This is a genomic window from Ruminococcoides intestinihominis, from assembly GCF_040096285.1.
GTDB lineage: Bacteria > Bacillota > Clostridia > Oscillospirales > Acutalibacteraceae > Ruminococcoides > Ruminococcoides intestinihominis.
Genome location: NZ_JBBMEY010000014.1, coordinates 19,827 through 36,969, shown reverse-complemented (window position 1 = coordinate 36,969; position 17,143 = coordinate 19,827). Strand labels below are relative to the sequence as shown.

Annotated in this window: 21 protein-coding genes; 17 read left to right on the top strand and 4 right to left on the bottom strand. The window is 35.9% G+C overall.

Annotated elements, in window-relative coordinates; genetic code table 11:
- The first annotated feature begins 38 nt into the window (after positions 1-38).
- The 13 genes from WMO18_RS05280 (at position 39) to WMO18_RS05220 (ending at position 8,961) form a co-directional block, all read left to right on the top strand.
- Complete coding sequence (locus WMO18_RS05280) at positions 39-1,274, top strand: DNA polymerase Y family protein (protein WP_211147555.1); 1,236 nt, start codon at positions 39-41, stop codon at positions 1,272-1,274.
- A gap of 10 nt (positions 1,275-1,284) precedes the next feature.
- Positions 1,285-1,575: a hypothetical protein gene (locus tag WMO18_RS05275; RefSeq protein ID WP_211147556.1), complete on the top strand. Its 291-nt coding sequence runs from the start codon at positions 1,285-1,287 to the stop codon at positions 1,573-1,575.
- A 2-nt stretch (positions 1,576-1,577) separates the two neighbouring features.
- Positions 1,578-1,832, top strand: coding sequence for a hypothetical protein (locus WMO18_RS05270; RefSeq protein WP_021882714.1), 255 nt, complete (start codon positions 1,578-1,580; stop codon positions 1,830-1,832).
- A gap of 13 nt (positions 1,833-1,845) precedes the next feature.
- Positions 1,846-2,568 carry an ImmA/IrrE family metallo-endopeptidase gene (locus tag WMO18_RS05265; protein ID WP_211147557.1) on the top strand — a complete coding sequence of 241 codons (723 nt, stop codon included), beginning with the start codon at positions 1,846-1,848 and terminating at the stop codon, positions 2,566-2,568.
- A 461-nt stretch (positions 2,569-3,029) separates the two neighbouring features.
- On the top strand, positions 3,030-3,548 hold the full coding sequence (locus WMO18_RS05260) for a sigma-70 RNA polymerase sigma factor region 4 domain-containing protein (RefSeq protein ID WP_211147558.1): 519 nt from the start codon (positions 3,030-3,032) through the stop codon (positions 3,546-3,548).
- A gap of 76 nt (positions 3,549-3,624) precedes the next feature.
- The gene (locus WMO18_RS05255) at positions 3,625-4,191 is read left to right on the top strand and encodes a type II toxin-antitoxin system PemK/MazF family toxin (protein WP_211147559.1); all 567 of its coding nucleotides are present in this window, start codon (positions 3,625-3,627) and stop codon (positions 4,189-4,191) included.
- Positions 4,133-4,390: a helix-turn-helix domain-containing protein gene (locus WMO18_RS05250; protein WP_211147560.1), complete on the top strand. Its 258-nt coding sequence runs from the start codon at positions 4,133-4,135 to the stop codon at positions 4,388-4,390. The genes WMO18_RS05255 and WMO18_RS05250 overlap by 59 nt, the downstream gene beginning before the upstream one ends.
- A gap of 91 nt (positions 4,391-4,481) precedes the next feature.
- Complete coding sequence (locus tag WMO18_RS05245; protein ID WP_211147561.1) at positions 4,482-4,889, top strand: helix-turn-helix domain-containing protein; 408 nt, start codon at positions 4,482-4,484, stop codon at positions 4,887-4,889.
- Entirely contained in the window at positions 4,879-5,088 is a 210-nt protein-coding gene (locus WMO18_RS05240) for a helix-turn-helix domain-containing protein (protein WP_021882721.1), read from the top strand. Before WMO18_RS05245 ends, WMO18_RS05240 begins: the two co-directional genes overlap by 11 nt.
- A gap of 4 nt (positions 5,089-5,092) precedes the next feature.
- Positions 5,093-6,466, top strand: coding sequence for a tyrosine-type recombinase/integrase (locus WMO18_RS05235; protein WP_211147562.1), 1,374 nt, complete (start codon positions 5,093-5,095; stop codon positions 6,464-6,466).
- 669 nt (positions 6,467-7,135) lie between these two features.
- Positions 7,136-7,612, top strand: coding sequence for an RNA polymerase sigma factor (locus WMO18_RS05230; RefSeq protein ID WP_211147563.1), 477 nt, complete (start codon positions 7,136-7,138; stop codon positions 7,610-7,612).
- 4 nt (positions 7,613-7,616) lie between these two features.
- The gene (locus WMO18_RS05225) at positions 7,617-8,246 is read left to right on the top strand and encodes a zf-HC2 domain-containing protein (protein ID WP_211147564.1); all 630 of its coding nucleotides are present in this window, start codon (positions 7,617-7,619) and stop codon (positions 8,244-8,246) included.
- Between the two features lie 10 nt (positions 8,247-8,256).
- Entirely contained in the window at positions 8,257-8,961 is a 705-nt protein-coding gene (locus WMO18_RS05220; RefSeq protein WP_211147565.1) for a hypothetical protein, read from the top strand.
- Between the two features lie 370 nt (positions 8,962-9,331).
- Here WMO18_RS05220 and WMO18_RS05215 read toward each other — a convergent pair whose 3' ends face one another.
- The 3 genes from WMO18_RS05215 to WMO18_RS05205 all read right to left on the bottom strand — a co-directional run bounded on the left by WMO18_RS05215 (position 9,332) and on the right by WMO18_RS05205 (position 11,213).
- The gene (locus WMO18_RS05215) at positions 9,332-9,649 is read right to left on the bottom strand and encodes a hypothetical protein (RefSeq protein WP_211147566.1); all 318 of its coding nucleotides are present in this window, start codon (positions 9,647-9,649) and stop codon (positions 9,332-9,334) included.
- 23 nt (positions 9,650-9,672) lie between these two features.
- Positions 9,673-10,293, bottom strand: coding sequence for a YczE/YyaS/YitT family protein (locus WMO18_RS05210; protein ID WP_211147567.1), 621 nt, complete (start codon positions 10,291-10,293; stop codon positions 9,673-9,675).
- 131 nt (positions 10,294-10,424) lie between these two features.
- Positions 10,425-11,213, bottom strand: coding sequence for a putative ABC transporter permease (locus WMO18_RS05205; protein WP_211147568.1), 789 nt, complete (start codon positions 11,211-11,213; stop codon positions 10,425-10,427).
- Between the two features lie 292 nt (positions 11,214-11,505).
- Between WMO18_RS05205 and nrdR the strand changes: the two genes are divergently transcribed.
- A complete protein-coding gene (nrdR, locus tag WMO18_RS05200) occupies positions 11,506-11,961 on the top strand; it encodes a transcriptional regulator NrdR (protein WP_022504777.1) in 456 nt (151 codons plus the stop codon).
- 80 nt (positions 11,962-12,041) lie between these two features.
- Here nrdR and rnhA read toward each other — a convergent pair whose 3' ends face one another.
- The gene (rnhA, locus tag WMO18_RS05195; protein WP_022504776.1) at positions 12,042-12,479 is read right to left on the bottom strand and encodes a ribonuclease HI; all 438 of its coding nucleotides are present in this window, start codon (positions 12,477-12,479) and stop codon (positions 12,042-12,044) included.
- Positions 12,480-12,816: 337 nt separating this feature from the next.
- On the opposite strand from rnhA, the gene WMO18_RS05190 reads away from it, so the two are divergent.
- From WMO18_RS05190 to rplI, 3 genes are read left to right on the top strand one after another with little or no spacing between them, the layout of a single operon-like run.
- Positions 12,817-14,691: a ribonuclease J gene (locus WMO18_RS05190; protein ID WP_211147569.1), complete on the top strand. Its 1,875-nt coding sequence runs from the start codon at positions 12,817-12,819 to the stop codon at positions 14,689-14,691.
- A 49-nt stretch (positions 14,692-14,740) separates the two neighbouring features.
- Positions 14,741-16,699 carry a DHH family phosphoesterase gene (locus tag WMO18_RS05185; RefSeq protein WP_211147570.1) on the top strand — a complete coding sequence of 653 codons (1,959 nt, stop codon included), beginning with the start codon at positions 14,741-14,743 and terminating at the stop codon, positions 16,697-16,699.
- The gene (gene rplI, locus WMO18_RS05180; RefSeq protein WP_022504773.1) at positions 16,696-17,142 is read left to right on the top strand and encodes a 50S ribosomal protein L9; all 447 of its coding nucleotides are present in this window, start codon (positions 16,696-16,698) and stop codon (positions 17,140-17,142) included. The genes WMO18_RS05185 and rplI overlap by 4 nt, the downstream gene beginning before the upstream one ends.
- The last annotated feature ends 1 nt before the right edge of the window (position 17,143 follow it).

Genomic DNA, 17,143 nt, shown 5'->3' with positions numbered 1-17,143 from the left:
CAACTAACTTGTGAATTAAGTCAAGAGGTATTACAAAAATGGCACGAAATATTTTGCATTGCGATATGAATAACTTTTATGCTTCTGTCGAATGTATGCTAAGCCCTGAATTGAAACAGTACCCCGTTGCTGTTTGTGGATCAGTTGAGGAACGGCACGGCATTGTACTTGCAAAAAATTATAAAGCCAAAGCATTCAAGGTCGCAACAGGTGACGCAGTATGGCAGGCAAAACAGAAGTGTCCTGATTTAGTTGTTGTACCACCTCATTACGAAGAATACTTGAAGTATTCCAAATTGGCAAAAGCAATCTACTGTGATTATACCAATCAGGTAGAGCCTTACGGTATGGACAAGTGCTGGCTTGATATTTCCGGCACAAAAAAGCTGTTTGGCAATCCGGTAGATGTTGCTAATGAGATTCGTGAGAGGATAAAGTTTGAACTTGGCTTGACCATCTCCGTCGGCGTTTCTTTCAATAAGATATTTGCAAAGTTAGGCTCTGATTATAAAAAGCCTGACGCTGTAACAGTCTTTGAAAAAGAAACCTTCCGGGAAAAGATTTGGGGCTTACCTGCTTCTGATTTACTCGGTGTAGGGAGAGCTACGACAAGAGTCCTTAATAACTACTGCATACGAACAATCGGTGACTTAGCAAATTCTGACTATGACTTTATAAAAAGGATATTAGGCAAGAACGGAGTATCACTATGGTTATATGCAAACGGTAGAGATAATTCTACGGTTAAGGATATTAAGTTTGTTTCACCTGTTAAGAGTATCGGACACGGAATCACAACGGTTGTAGATTTGAGTAACGAAGAAGAAGTTTGGCGTGTTTTCTTAGAATTGACACAAGGCAACGGACATAAGCTGCGTGTACATCAAAAGGTTGCAAAAGCCGTTGCTATCTATGTTAGGGATAATACCTTGTTCTCAAAGCAGTGGCAGACGCAAATGCAGATGGTGACGCAATTACCATTGGTTTTAGCACAATATGCTTTTCAGCTATTCAAAAAAAGATATGATTGGAGAAATCCTATTAGATCGGTAACTATTCAGGCGATTAACCTGTTTCCGCAGGATATGCCGCAGCAGATTGATTTGTTCTGCGATTATGAGCGAGCCGAGAAACAAGAAAAGCTGGATGGCTGTGTTGAAAAACTTTGCCAGAGGTTTGGTAAACGCTGCATAAGAAATGCTGTGTTGCTACAAGAGCTTGGAATGCCGATGGGTAATGTTGAGATCACTGTGCCAACAGGATTAGTCAAATAGGAGGTTGCCTATGTTCGCTATTAAAACAGAATCAATCAAAAGCTATGTTGAAACACCAAAGTCTTTACTGAAAGAACATCATAATTTGATCGCCTTAATTGCCGATAATGGAAATCATTTTCTTGCTTATGGAATAGTTGAGGGAACTACTTTGTATATTGATTTAGACGCAGAATATGAGGAAAACACACTATTGTGTTTTATCAATAAGCAAGGGCAATTCAAACTGTTTATATGTGAGCTTGAAGGATATGATTATGTCGGCAGGATTATTGCTGCTTATAAGTCTTACGAGGTATAGATATGCAACAGGAAAGGAACAAAGTTTATGTATTAGTAAACGCAGACCACAATCCCGACGGGACTTGTCGTCCCCGGTTCATTACGCTGGAGGACGGACGCAAATTTGAGATTGACCGTCTGATTCATCGATGCCGTGCGGCAGCTACAAAAGTTGGCGGTACGGGTATCCGTTATACGGTATCTATCTGCGGAAAGCAAACCTACCTTTTTGACGAAGAAAACGGCAAATGGTTTGTAGAGTTTAAGACTGTTTAGGAGGAACATATAATTGAATTATTTGTCACGCAAAGATATTGAAGCTATTGGTGAACGAGTGACAAAAGCATATTTCCGATTACCTGACTTAACGGGCAAAACAGTATATAAGATAACACCTGACAAGCTAATTACTGATTTGTTAGGAGTTAATCTTGAATATCACCACTTATCTTTAGATGGTTCTGTCCTCGGACTTACATCATCGTATGGTGCTGTAACATACAAAGTATTTGATTACGCTGATGAGGAGAGTTATTGCTATCTTGACGGCAAAACAATATTCATCGAGCGTGATCTGAATGAGGACATTTCGCAGATTGGCAGATGTAATTTCACCAAAGCGCACGAAGCCGGGCATCAGATTCTGAAAATTCTTTTTCCTAAAGAATATGGCGGCGATAACAGAAAACTGCATTTCTGTTTAGCACACCCACCGAAGCAACGAAAAATGGATTGGTTAGAATGGCAGGCTAACGCTATTGCGTCCGTGATTCTTATGCCAAAAGAAGTTATAGTGCGAGCGCTGTTCTTGTTTGGTTTTGGTGAGCGGATAGAAATGATAAATAAGGTATATGCTACTTGGGAATACGAAAGGTTTTCGTCTATGGCGGTTTTTTTAGGTGTATCCAAAACAGCCTTATCTATCCGGCTTACTCATCTCGGATTGGTTGACAGAAACTATTTTGGTAATCCCTACGACTTAACAGATATATATTGTGATGGAGGTATTTGAATTGGCAAAGTTTAACGCAAAAGAAAACGATCCTGAGCGCTATGCAAGGGTGAAAGAAGAACAGGCTAAGTTGCAGACACGGTGCAAGTCAGAGTTGAGATTAGCTCGTCTGTGTCCGTATTGCGACTATAAACTGTCTATCGCAATTAAGGGCGAACACAGTTGGACAAGCGAAAAATGTCCTAATTGCGGAGAGGTGGTCTATTTTCCACCTATATCGTTCAGAAAGTCGTCCAACAACTAACAAAAACCAATTTTTTCAATATTATCCAATAAAATCAATTATTAAAAAACTATAAAAAGCAAGTTTGAGCTTTGGAGCCGCTTGATGCGATGATTCCTACCGCCACTTGATTTAGATTTTATCCTTTTACAAGGGATAGGTCTATCTTGTGGCAGTAGGCGACGCATCAAGTGGCTTTTTATCTTTTCATCAGGTGGCTCCGTGAAAGGAGTTACTGATGAAAACAATTACTGAAAGCAATGAAAACTATTCCATTATCGACCTGACTCTTGAATATGAGAATTGGACAGGTACAGAGAGATATGCTGTTATTCCTGATTTCGATCAGGAATATCTTGAGCAAAACTATTCTTCTGAACTCTCAGCATTCAAGCCGTATTTATTTATGACGAGTGAATTCCTTGATGTACGAAGGAACTTCCGAAATAACAATAAGAAGTTTGAAATGCGTGAGTTGCTCTATCACGCAGTATATGATTATCAAGATGGGATAACTGAGGGCGCAAATCTTAACCTTGTAGCTGATGACTTTGTTGATAAACTGATTGAATCAGGAGAATTAAAACGTGCATTAACTGTTCTTTCACAAACCGAAAAGGAGCGTTTGTTGGAATACCATATAATCGGAAAGACACTTAGTCAAATTGGAGAAGAACAAGGCTGCTCAGCTGCGGCTGTAAAGTATTCTGTAGACCGTGCAATAAAAAAATTGAAAAAATTTTATAATTTGACTTAAAAAATGACCTCTCCCATTGGGTATAGGTGAAAGGGTTAATTACTTTCAACAATACTTAATGAAAAGAGGACTTAAAATGAACAACAGAAATGAAAGAAAAATCAAAAGAGGAGATATTTATCTCTACGATTTTGGTGACAACGAAGGCTCAATCCAATGCGGATACAGACCTGTTGTAGTTTTGCAGGCAGACAATTTCAACGCCAAAGCTCCGACCATTATGGTTGCGGCTGTCACCACAGCTATCAGAAAGACATTTCTTCCTTCACACATCTTGGTAGAGGATAAGTATGGACTGACAGAACCTTCTATGATTATGCTGGAACAACAGAGGGCAATTAACAAGGATGAATTAGTTAATTACGTCGGTCATATTGACGACAACAATGTTCTCCGCAAGATTCACAACGGCTTAATGAAGCTGTATGGATATTGGGACTACGCCCGTTATAACAAAGTAAATATCCGCTGTTTGTGTCCGAGCTGCTTGAACAAGTACAAATATGTGCCGGAGCTGATTGTAAAGCGAGTAGATCCGCTTAACAGTGTAAAAGAGAAATGTGACCAGTGTCAGGGATACGGGTATGACTATTTTGTATATGAGCGTTCCCCTCGTAAAAAATGGGGTGAATCTTTTGACTAACAATAATCGTGTCTATACTGTTGAGGAGATTCAAGCAATCTTGGGCGTAAGCAAGAATACAACTTATGCTCTTGTCAAATCCGGTGTTTTCCATTCTGTGAAAGTTGGAGGACAGTACAGAATATCCAAAAAGAGTTTTGATGAATGGCTTGATAACATCGGCATAGCCTCAGATGTTTGTCAAGTGTGTGACGAATAAAATCGCATCATTAACAAAACCATTCTTTTCGTCTATGATAAATCCAAGCTCAACAGCTTGGATTTATCATAACGATTTGGAGGTGTTGTATTTGGATAAGATAAGTATATCTGTTCCTGAAATGCGCCGTATTCTCGGTCTTGGAAAAACTGAATCTTATTGGCTTATCAAAAAGGGATATTTCAAAACGATTATGCTTTTCGGAAAGATCAGGGTGATGACGGACAGTTTTGAAGAATGGTACGCTAATCAGTTTCATTACAAAAAGACGGACGGAACGCCGCCGGGACAGAATTGGCGGCATACAATGTCAATTCGTGAAACATCCGATATACTCGGAATTGCTCCGACAACGGTTTACTCTCTAATAAGCAAGAATTTGTTTACCGTGCTGACCATCAGCGGCAAAAAGCGAATTGAAAAAAAGAGCTTTGAAGAATGGTATGCTAATCAAAGCAAATATCACAACGACGACAAGGAGGTTATTGATGATGTTTGAAGAGAAAATCGCAAAGCTCAATAGCCAGCAAGACAGAAAGAAAAGCTATTCCGTCCCAGAAATCCAAAAGATATTGAAGGTCGAAAGGCATACTGTTTATAAGTTGATCAAAGAAGGACACTTCAAAGCTGCCTTTATTGGCGGCAAATGGAGAATTTCAAGGTTGAGCTTTGATTTATGGCTCGACGGAAAGGAGTAAATATATGGCTTCGATTATTAAGAGAAAAAACAGTTACTGCGTTGTATATCGCTATACTGACGAAAAAGGCAAATCACACCAGCGCTGGGAATCATTCCCGACTAACGCAGAAGCGAGGAAACGAAAAAATCAAATTGAGTACGAACAGGACAACAATGTTTTTACCGTTCCCGAAGCAAGAACGGTCAGAGAATTGCTTGTAGATTATATGGAGATTTACGGCGTGAACAAATGGGCAATGTCCACTTATGACGCAAAAAACAGCTTGATTAATAATTATATCAATCCGATTATCGGTGATATTCCTCTCAGCGACCTGAATCCCCGAATGATGGAAAAGTATTACCTTGACCTTTTGAAAGTTAAATCAAAGGTTATCAATAACCGTAAACCGGATCACCAATATCTTACGCCGTCAAGAATCAGAGAGGTACACAAGCTCTTGCGGAATGCCTTTAATCAAGCCGTGAAATGGGAATTGATGACAAGGAATCCTGTTGAACACGCTACAATACCCAAAGAGAAGCCTAAAAAGAGAGCTATGTGGGATTTGCCTACATTCAAGAAGGCTCTTGAGCTTTGTGACGATGACGATTTATCGTTAGCGCTAAACCTCGCTTTTTCCTGTACGCTGCGTATGGGCGAAATGTTGGGCATCACGCTTGACTGTATTGATGTGTCAGAGGATAAAATCGAAAATGGTACGGCTTCCATTTTCATAGAGAAGGAATTGCAAAGGGTAAAGCGAGATGTTTTTGAAAAGCTCAACCAGCGTGATGTGCTGTTTGTCTTTCCGAGATGTTTATCCGGCGGCAATACGGTACTTGTGCTGAAAGAGCCGAAAACCGAAACAAGTAAACGCCGAGTGTATCTCCCAAAAACCGTTGCAAAAATGGTATTACAGCGCATTAAGGATATTCAGGAGATTAAGGAATTGCTTGGTGATGAATACCACGATTACAATTTGTTGTTTTCAAGCTCCACAGGCAGACCGATGGAGGGACAGATAATCACAAGGGCGTTAAAAAAGCTGATCAGAGATCACAACTTGCCTGATGTTTGCTTCCATAGTCTGCGTCATTCGAGTATTACATATAAGCTCAAATGGTCGGGCGGTGATATAAAAGCCGTTCAGGGCGATTCAGGACACGCAAGGGCTGATATGGTAACAGAGCAGTATTCTCATATTCTTGATGAAGATAGAGTTGCCAACGCCAGACGAGTTGACGAACAGGTATATAACCAGCAACCACAGAAGACACAAGCGGATAACACCACCGATATGAATCCGACGGAGCTTCTCGGACAGATTTTCTCAAATCCAGAAATGGGCAAAGCGTTTCAGGCTTTTCTCCAGCAGTATCATAATAACGCATAAAAGCTATATATAAATGTAAAAGGACGTTCCGCTTGGAGCGTCCTAATTTTTCCTTGCCTATGTTTTATATTTGTGTTATACAACTATGGCATAATAATTTCTTAAGAAGTACATCCCAAAACTACCACCTTATGCGACAACTTTTTTAGAGGGTGTGCTAACACCTTGCTAACAGGAATACACACAACTCGTTAATGTTAGCACATTTTAGATGGTAACAGACTACCTCTTTACTTGTTGAAAACCGCATCAGAATGGGAAAATTTGAGATTCGTTAAGCTCCAAAGGGAGCCTTCTGGAGGAACTCCTAAGCGGAACGTCCCCGGTTCGAATCCGGGCAAGCGCGCCAAAAAGTGCCGAAAACACTGTGTTTTCGGCACTTTTACTTTTTATTTCTCAATCATTTTTCTTGAGTGAGTTTTATTGTTTTTGGGGAACAAATCAAAATCGAACTTTTACCGTTCCCCGACCTAAATCTTGCTAATTACAATTAGCAGAAAATCGCCGTTTTGCTAATTGTCTGCTAATCAAATATTTGGCAAAATTCTGCTAATTTGAGCAGGCGTATGTTACATCCATAGACTTTGTGAATTTTTGAAGAAAATATGTTATAATTTTTGTAACGTTTTGTGAGTTCCCAAATCTAATAGTTGAAAGAACGGTGAAAATGTGACTGATTTTGAAAAGCTTTTCAATGAAAACCGAGAATTCATTTTCAAATATCTTATGAAAATGACACGGGATATTACGCTATCCGAAGAGTTGACACAAGAAACTTTTTTTCGTGCATATATGAACTATGCTTCTCTTAAAAACAAGGAAAAGGCTTCCGTGTGGCTGTGCCAAATCGCAAAGAATACATATTTTGCGTGGTATAACGAACAAAAGAAAAAAGATTCTCTCGACGATCTCGAAGTGGCAAGCTGCGATGTAAGCATAGAAGATGCCATTGTTCAAAAAGAACTTTCCCAAAAAGCACTTATATGCTTGCACGAATTAGAAGATCCGTATAAAGAAGTTTTTATGCTTTCGGTGTTTGGCGGTTTCTCACTAAAAGACATTAGCTCGATCTTCGGAAAAAGTGAAAGTTGGGCACGAGTTACATTTTACCGTGCCAAACAAAAACTATCAGAAAGAATGAGGTAACGATATGAATTGTAATATTGTTAAAGATTTGATCCCACTGTACATTGACGGATGTTGCAGCGAGGAAAGCGAAAAGATTGTTAAAGAACATATTAGAGATTGCGACGATTGCAAGAAACTTCTTGAAGATATGAAATCGCCCTCCGATATTGTTACTGTTTCGGAATCACCAAAAACATTTAGTAAGCTCAATGATTGGAAGGCTTCTGTTTTACAGTCGGTTTTGTTGTTTCTTTCATTTGCTTTGATTACCGTTGGAGTTGCCCTAGAGGCAAGAACACCATCGGGTATTGGAAATGGTTTTTGGGCGTTGAATCTCGTTATTCCGGCAACCGGATTTATGCTTTCTTTGGCAAACTGGTATTTTATAAGAGTTTATAAAAGCAGAAAATGTTTTTCCAATTATTCTTTAATTGCAACACTTGGCATTACATTAAGTGCTTATATATGGTCGGGTTTCCATTACGAAATTAATCTTTTTGACCTATTTGCAGGAAATGATTTTGCTAATGTTTTAGAAATTCTGCACGCATTATTACTTCTAAATGGAATCGGCATATTGTTGACAGTTGTATTTTGCACTTTATCCAAGACACTCTCAAACCAATACGCAAAGATGTTGGGGAAAGAGTAAGGTGATATGTATGAAAAAAGCAATATCAATTTTGATGTGCGTACTATTATCACTGACAATACTGTATCCTGCAGGCATAGTAATAACAGCGTGTTTCGGATATAGCTTTGAACTTATCAGTGTTTCGGCTTTTGCAATCGCTATTGCTGTATTATCAGTTTGTATTGTTATACTCGACCTTGTTTTCAAAAACCAACTTGAAAGCAAAATGGTACAGATTCTACCGGCTATTATAACGCCATTATCTTTAATCAACGCTGTGTTTTATATTTTTGAGTGTCCGCAAATTTGGGTAATAGCAAGCGTATTGCTTTCTGCAGGGTGTTGCTGTTACTTAACGGTTAAATACGGAAAACCCTTGACACTCAAAGTTGTCACATTGGTTTTGTCTGCACTAATGATTTTGCCTATTTGTTTCTTCAGTTTTATTGCCTTAATTTTCGGCAACATTGGTCAAAACACAGTTGTACAAACTGTTGAATCTCCCAGTGGAAAATACTACGCTCAAGTTATTGACAGCGACCAAGGTGCTCTTGGCGGAGATACCCTTGTTGATGTTTATAAGAAAAGCGGAATCAACTTAATTCTTTTTAAAATCGAAAATAAACCTCAACGAGTTTACTTAGGTGAGTGGGGAGAATTTGAAAATATGCAGATCCATTGGAAAGACGATAATTACTTGGTAATCAACTCAGTTGAATATAAAATAGAATAACACGAAAGAATACTGCGAGTAATATGGGAGCATTTTGTAGCAGTATTACCTTTACCCTAATTCAGTCGTTCTTGCTAATTGCTTGCTAATCAAATGAGTTAAAACAGCACAATATCATCGGTAACGGCGTAACATGAAATAACACCTTAACCTTAAAATCCCCTGACATAAGGGGATTTTGAGGTATTATAAGGGATGCCGTTATCATTTCCATCGGTATCTCCTAAGCAGTAGGTTGGGTGTTCGAATCACCTCGGGAACGCCATAATAAAACGCTAGTAGAATTTTTAATACTCTACTAGCGTTTTTGTAATCTATAGAATTACTAAATTATTATTCCTATGTTATTCAAAATTTCAATAAATTCAGCCTAATTATTTGGAAACATATTTCTGCCTTTACAATATATAATCGCAGAATTAGTTTTAATTCTTAATAACCAATGGGTAGATGGGAAAAAGTCAATATTAGACTGAAAGTTTTTGTTGTGCCATCCTAAAAACTCAGATTTGGAAATATCATTGCAAAATTTATCTACTTTATCGGTAATGTTTATGCATTGCTTTTTACCATAGTTATAGGTTAACATAGATGTTTCCTTTTTATTTGTTTGAAGAATTATATATTTATTTGGCTTATTAGAATAGCCATCATAAAATTCATATTTAAATTCAAAAATATTTGCCATATTATCACCGTTATGACTTAAAATTACAATTTAAAAATCTTTTTAGAATTAGTATTTACAAACTGTATTATCGGACCGGAAACAATGACAGTAACAATTGTACAAACTCCAAACTTACCACCAAGGAGAACACCTATAACAACCATCAGAATATCTAATACAATACGAACAATCTTAACTTGCCAATTATTCTTTTCTGCTAATGCAAAGGTAACTGCCTCATATGAGCCTCTGCCAAGAGATGCTGAGGCATATAAACCTGTTCCAACTGCAAACAAAACCACACCTAACAGCATAATAAAGAAGTTTATCCACATATATTTACTGTATATGTGGCAATTTGCAAATAAATCTACACATAAACTATATACCACTTGATATATAATTGTTCCAATATGAATTTGCCTTCTGTCATATATTAATGAAAATATAATCATTATAATGGCTACTATAAATGAGGACATACCAATACTTATATGGAATGTTCCGGAAATGCCTTGCCATAAAACTGCTAATGTTGCACCACCAAATCCTGCATATAATGCAAGTGTAATTCCATAGGCAGAAACAATTGAACCAATTACAATTATTATAATCTTCTTTAATAGATCTTTGTACAATTCTTTGTTTTTATCTACAAACATAAAATATCACCTTTTTAATTTATTTCATTGTACTACAAAATAACAGAAAATTCCATAATCCTATATATGAATTTTATCAAAAATAACCACCTACATAATTGCAGGTGGTTAATGGTAAAATTGAATTAAAACTATTTTCTTCTTTTAATTTTTAGTTTTTCTTTTAGGTCTTCTAGGACTTCGTTATAATTAATTGATTTAAATTTAGGGAAGGCTTTCAACATTCTTTTTTCTTGGAAGTTAAATTTCTTAGCTAAATTTTCTTGAATATCGGAAAATACACTTGGAACTTGAATGTTGGTTTTGCTTTTGATATTTTCTGTTCTAGCCTTAATATTTTCAGAAAGCTTTTCTGTTTGAAGTTTTAATTCATCAGCAAATTTCTTGATTTTCTTGTCAAAGTGACAGAAACCTGCAATAGTTATAACATTGTCTGTAATGAAAATAACTGCAAGTGCAATAACAATTGTGTGGAATAAAGTGTCACTCATCATACCAATCATTTTCAGTACAAGTGGATGAACTAACTTTATCAGTATTAGTGACAATGTACCGAATACTACTGCACCGATTAAGCATACTCTGCCGTTAATGTTGAACTTTCTGTTTGAATAATCCCACCATCTTGCATGGAATAGCTTTTCCATAAGGTATGATGTTATATATTCAAGGGTGCAAGTTAGAATTGCACTTAATACAAATAACAGTATAGGGTTCTTTATCCATCCTAAAATTAAAATATCAAGTATTGCACCAAACCCATAAATAGGACAGTAAGGACCGTTAAGAAAACCTCTGTTGACAAATCTTCTTTCTGTTATTGAGCATAATGTACTTTCATATATCCACCCAATAACACTGTAAATTATTAACCATAGGAATATATTTTCTATGGTATATACACTAATGTGAAAATCCATATCTCATCACCATTCTTTTTATATACATTATATTATTCTTTAATAATAATTCAATAACCATTTGTTAATACAGATGTATCTTATTCGTCAAATTTCTACAAAAAGTTGATTAATATTAGGCACAATAGAAAATTACCTTGTGTATATTGAATAATATAGATAAATCCTGAGAAAAAGTGATATATTGTAACCTATTTGTAATGAAACTTTAACTTGTTTCTACTATATATTGTGGTATAATTTTATTATAGAATTATAAACACATAGTTTAGTTATATTTTGGAGTGGTAATATGAAGTGTCCTTACTGTGGTTACGAAGAAAGTAAAGTTATTGATTCTCGACCTGCTGATGATGGTGAGAGAATTCGTCGTCGTAGAGAATGTTTAAATTGTAAGAAGAGATTTACAACACATGAAGTAATCGAAAGTGTACCGATTATTGTTGTAAAGCGTGACAAGTCAAGAGAAGTTTTTGACAGAAATAAGCTAACTGCAGGTATTCTTAGAGCTTGTGAGAAGCGACCTGTTTCTCTTGAACAAGTTGACCAAATTGTTGATTCTATCGAAAGTACACTTCAAAGTTCACTTGATAGGGAAGTAACTTCTCAGTCTATCGGTGAGTTAACAATGGAAAAGTTAAAATCTGTTGATGAAGTTGCTTATGTTCGTTTTGCTTCGGTTTATCGTTCTTTTAAGGATATAAACACATTTATGGAAGAGCTTACTAAGCTACTAAAAGAAAAATAATATTTTAGGATTTTTAGGTATATAGAAAGAGGTTATCTGTTTTTTAGATAACCTCTTTTCCTCTGTAATATTAATTTTAATTATAGGTATTGCTGATAAAAATTAACTGCTAAAGTGTCACATCTTTCATTTTCAGGATGACCGGCATGACCTTTTACCCAATTGTATGTTACCTTGTGTTTTTCGCAAAGTGCATATAGTTCTTTCCATAGGTCAGGGTTTTTAACTGATTCTTTCTTGTTTCTCATCCAGTTATTTGCATGCCACTTTTTTATCCAACCAAGGTTAAAGGCATTGCAAACATATTGTGAGTCGGAATAAAGCATAACCTCACAAGGTTCTTTTAGTAACTTTAGTGATTCAATAACTGCAAGTAGTTCCATTCTGTTGTTTGTGGTTTCTTTTTCACCACCACTTATTTCTTTTTCGTGACCGTTGTACCTTAGTATTGCTCCATATCCACCGGGACCGGGATTACCGGAACAAGCACCGTCTGTAAAAATTTCTACTTTCTTCATAGCTACCTCTTTTCTATATTTTGTATGGTATCATATTAAATAAAAAATATCAACAACTTATATTTATAGAAATTAAGCCAATACTACTTTTATCCATTACTTGGTAAAATAGTTTTGTCAGGGTGTAGTGGTCTTGACTTTAAATATAAATAATAGTATTATATAATATAACTATATTGTGGAGTAGTATCATTAGTTACTTAATACTAACTCATCGGTATTTTTTAATTTAGGTTGATAGTGAATTGATACATCTGTACGGAATTATTAGAGTGTCATCACATTAATACATATATTTTTTAATATAAAGATTATAAAGAAAAACGGAGGACAGTAAGTGAATTCAGAAAATAATGCCAAGAGAAATAATGGTAATAACAGAAGAAACAATTACCATAACAAAAATCAGTATAAGAATCGTAACAACAATGGCAAGAACAGTAGCAGAAACAACAGGGGTAACGGTAAGAAGTACTTTAACAGTAATAGTAAAAGAAACAGTAACCGAATTAATGTTAACGGCAAAAAGTATAACAAGCCTATTCAAAAGACAAAGCCATCAATTAAGATTTCATTCCTAGGTGGTCTTAACGAAATCGGTAAGAATATTACACTGTTTGAATGTGAAGATGAAATTATTGTACTTGATTGTGGTATGGCTTTCCCTGATGGTGAAATGTTAGGTGTTGACCTTGTAATACCTGACTTTACTTATCTAATTCAGAACAAAGATAGGGTAAAGGCTATTTTACTGACTCATGGTCATGAGGACCATATCGGTGGTTTACCATATCTACTAACAGAAATGTCAGCACCAATCTACGGTACACCTTTAACTTTAGGTCTTGTAGAGAATAAACTTAAGGAACATTCTCTATTACAAAGCACAGAACTTATTACAGTTCAAGCCGGTGATAAAGTTAAACTAGGTAAGATGACTGCTGAGTTTATCCATGTTAACCACTCAATCCCTGACGCAGTAGCAATTGCTCTTCATACACCTGCAGGTACTATTGTTCATACAGGTGACTTTAAGATTGACTGTACACCAATTTCAGGTGGTATGATTGACCTTAACAGATTTGCAAGACTTGGTGGTGAGGGTGTCTTGGCTTTAATGTCAGACTCAACAAATGCATCAAGAGAGGGTTATACACCAACAGAACATACTGTTTATGATAGCTTTAAAAACCTTTTCCAAAAGGCAGAAAAAGAAAGAATCATTATTGCAACATTTGCAAGTAATGTTAACAGAGTACAGCAGATTATTAATTGTGCTAAGAAATTTGGCAGGAAAGTTGCTTTTTCCGGTAGGTCAATGATTAACTATATGAAAGTAGCTAATGAACTTGGCTATATTGATATTCCGGAAAATATTATTATAGATATTGACCAAATTCCACAATATACACCACAAGAGATTGTTCTTGTAACAACAGGTTCACAGGGTGAACCAATGTCAGCTCTAACAAGAATGGCATTCTCTGACCACAGAAAGATTACTGTTGGTACAGGTGACTTTATTATTATTTCAGCTAACCCAATTCCCGGTAATGAAAAGTCAGTGGGTAATGTTGTTGATGAACTTCTCAAAAAAGGTTGTAGAGTTGTTTATGAGTCAATGTATGAAGTTCATGTTTCAGGTCATGCTTGTGCTGAAGAACATAAGATTATTACAAGTCTTGTAAAGCCAAAGTACTACATTCCGGTACATGGTGAACAAAAGCATTTAAGAAAAAGTCAGGATATTGCAGTTTCTCTTGGTATTGACAAGAAGAATACCTTTATAGCTGACATTGGTACTCAGCTTGAACTTAACGAAAACTTTATGAAAGAACTACCAAAAGTACCGGCAGGTAAGGTATTTGTTGATGGCTTTGGTGTTGGTGATGTTGGTAGTATCGTATTAAGAGACAGAAAGCACCTTGCTCAGGATGGTTTGATTATTATTGTTGCATCCCTTGATGTATATGACGGTCATGTTATTTCCGGTCCTGATATTGTTTCAAGAGGTTTTGTATATGTAAGAGAAAGTGAAGACCTAATGAAAGATATTAAGTCAACTGCTTTATATGTACTTGATGATTGTTGTGACAATAACATTCACGAGTGGGGCGTTATTAAGAATAGAATTAAAGATGATGTTTCAAAGGTTATCTTTAACAAAACAGGCCGAAGCCCTATGATTTTACCAATCTTAATGGAAGTATAATTTATATTAAAATTTTTGATTGAATTTTTAGCCGAAAGGAGGCAGTAAATTGAACAGAAAAAAATGGTCATTAACACCTATGTTCTTGATTTTTGCAGTGTTAATGTGCTTAATGTCTTTTATCTCAATTAGATATAATGTTTATCTATTTATAGTTGAATTTGTTGTTTCCTTGGCTAGTTTAGCCTTTGTCCTCATAATGAATTTAAAATTCAGAAGATATGTTAGAGGACTGATAAAGGGTGCAGTTGAAAGAACTGCTGATGTAGATAAAGTATATTTGGAAAATTTTGATTTTCCTATAGTGATTGTTGGTCCTCATAATGATATTATCTGGACTAACAGTAGTTTTACAAATGTATTGTCAAAGGGCAAAGACCCAATAGGCTATAAGATAGATACATATATTGGTACAAGAAGATTAAGGGACTTTATCTCTAAAAAACCCATTAAACTTCATATTAATGATAAATATTACAGAGTGTTTGGTAATTTATCTAAGGAAACTACTGTACTTTACTATATTGACGATACATATTATAGAAATATTGAAAATGATTTTTACAACAAAAAAGCCTCAGTAGCATTTGTGCTATTTGATAATGCAGATGACTTTGATACTGACTCAGATGGTGAAACTGAAGGTGAAATTCTTTTGGCAGTTGAACGAACTGTTCAGAAGTGGGCAAGTGAGAACAACGCTATGTACACCAAAATTTCACCAACAAGATATATGCTAATCTTTGAAGAGTCAGCTATTAAAGAAATTACTGAGGGTAAGTTTAAAATCCTTGATACAATCAGAGATATTAAACTTGAAGGTAAAAGTGCTACAGTTTCTATCGGTATAGGTAGAGGTAAAGACAGTATCAGAGAAAGTGATATGGCTGCTAAGAAAGCACTTGAAATGGCACTTGGCAGAGGTGGTGACCAGGTAGCAGTTTCTATTAATGATGAATATGAGTTTTATGGTGGTGTTTCTGCCGGTGTTGAAAAGCGTAGCAAAGTTCGTACAAGAACCTTTGCCGGTAATATTAAGAACACTATCCTAAAAGCTGACAATGTAATCTTAATGGGACATAATTACAGTGACCTTGACTGTGTAGGTGCATCAATCGGTATGTATAGCACAATCACAAAGTCACTTAACAAAACGGCTTATATAGTTTGTAACGAAAGAACAAGTAATGCAAGGCAACTTATTGACTCAGCAAAAGAAAATGGCCTTGAAAATGCTTTCATTACACCTGATGAGGGACTTAAGAAAATAAATAACGGTACTTTGTTAATTATCTTAGATACTCACATCAGTACATTTATTGAAAGTAAAGAAATTTATAAAAAGTGTAAAAAGGTTATTGTAATTGACCACCATAGAAAAATGGTTAACTTTATCAATAACGCACTAATCTTTTTCCATGAACCACTTGCTTCTTCAGCTTGTGAAATGGTTTCTGAAATTATTTCATATATCGGTGACGATTATTTAAGTGGTTTTGAAGCCGGAGCATTACTTGCCGGTATTATGCTTGATACAAAGAACTTTGTTATTAAAACAGGTGTAAGAACCTTTGAGGCAGCAGCTTATCTAAAGCAGAAAGGTGCTAATACTATTAATGTTAAGCGACTTTTCTCAGGTGATATTGAGGCCTACAGAACAAAGTCTGAGATTGTTTGTAATGCAAAAGTTATTGATACTATTGCAATTTCTCACGCAAAGGATGGTGTACAAAATGTTAGAGTAGTTGCTGCTCAAGCAGCAGATGAACTACTTAGCTTTGAAGGTGTAAATTCATCATTTGTAATATTTAGAATAGATAGTAAAACCGTAGGTATCTCTGCACGAAGTTATGGTAAACTGAATGTACAGGTAGTTATGGAGGCTCTGGGTGGTGGAGGTCATTTAACAATGGCAGCTTGTCAGCTGGAGGTTGAAAATCAAGAAATAGCAGAAAATATGTTAATTGCAAAAATCAAAGAACTTAGGAAGAAAGGAATTTTAAAATGAAAGTAGTTTTAAAACAAGATGTTAGAAATTTAGGTAAAAAAGGTGAGCTAGTAGAAACATCTGACGGTTATGCTCGTAATTTTCTTTTCCCAAGAAATCTAGCTGCCGAAGCTGATAACAAGGCTATGAATGAACTAAAGAATGCTGAAAGCAGTAAGCAGTTTAAGATTGATACTCAGATTAAACAGGCAACTGCAAGTAAGAACAAGCTAGAGGGTCAGGTCTTCAAAATGACTGCAAAAGCCGGTTCTAACGGCAGACTATTCGGTTCTGTTACATCAAAGGAAATTGCTCAGGAAATTAAGAAACAGTATGCAATTTCTGTAGATAAGAGAAAGGTTACTCTTGATACAGATATTAAGGCTTTTGGTACATACAATGCTACAGTAAAGCTATATAACGGTATTGTTGCAAATATTAAAGTACAGGTAACAGAAGCATAAG

Coding starts and splice junctions, on each gene's coding strand:
- WMO18_RS05210 (WP_211147567.1), bottom strand. CDS start 10,293: ATGTTTGTAGATAAAAACAAAGAATTGTACAAAGATCTATTAAAGAAG.
- WMO18_RS05260 (WP_211147558.1), top strand. CDS start 3,030: ATGAAAACAATTACTGAAAGCAATGAAAACTATTCCATTATCGACCTG.
- WMO18_RS05205 (WP_211147568.1), bottom strand. CDS start 11,213: ATGGATTTTCACATTAGTGTATATACCATAGAAAATATATTCCTATGG.
- WMO18_RS05250 (WP_211147560.1), top strand. CDS start 4,133: ATGACTATTTTGTATATGAGCGTTCCCCTCGTAAAAAATGGGGTGAAT.
- rplI (WP_022504773.1), top strand. CDS start 16,696: ATGAAAGTAGTTTTAAAACAAGATGTTAGAAATTTAGGTAAAAAAGGT.
- WMO18_RS05270 (WP_021882714.1), top strand. CDS start 1,578: ATGCAACAGGAAAGGAACAAAGTTTATGTATTAGTAAACGCAGACCAC.
- WMO18_RS05220 (WP_211147565.1), top strand. CDS start 8,257: ATGAAAAAAGCAATATCAATTTTGATGTGCGTACTATTATCACTGACA.
- WMO18_RS05240 (WP_021882721.1), top strand. CDS start 4,879: ATGATGTTTGAAGAGAAAATCGCAAAGCTCAATAGCCAGCAAGACAGA.
- nrdR (WP_022504777.1), top strand. CDS start 11,506: ATGAAGTGTCCTTACTGTGGTTACGAAGAAAGTAAAGTTATTGATTCT.
- WMO18_RS05225 (WP_211147564.1), top strand. CDS start 7,617: ATGAATTGTAATATTGTTAAAGATTTGATCCCACTGTACATTGACGGA.
- rnhA (WP_022504776.1), bottom strand. CDS start 12,479: ATGAAGAAAGTAGAAATTTTTACAGACGGTGCTTGTTCCGGTAATCCC.
- WMO18_RS05235 (WP_211147562.1), top strand. CDS start 5,093: ATGGCTTCGATTATTAAGAGAAAAAACAGTTACTGCGTTGTATATCGC.
- WMO18_RS05280 (WP_211147555.1), top strand. CDS start 39: ATGGCACGAAATATTTTGCATTGCGATATGAATAACTTTTATGCTTCT.
- WMO18_RS05255 (WP_211147559.1), top strand. CDS start 3,625: ATGAACAACAGAAATGAAAGAAAAATCAAAAGAGGAGATATTTATCTC.
- WMO18_RS05215 (WP_211147566.1), bottom strand. CDS start 9,649: ATGGCAAATATTTTTGAATTTAAATATGAATTTTATGATGGCTATTCT.
- WMO18_RS05275 (WP_211147556.1), top strand. CDS start 1,285: ATGTTCGCTATTAAAACAGAATCAATCAAAAGCTATGTTGAAACACCA.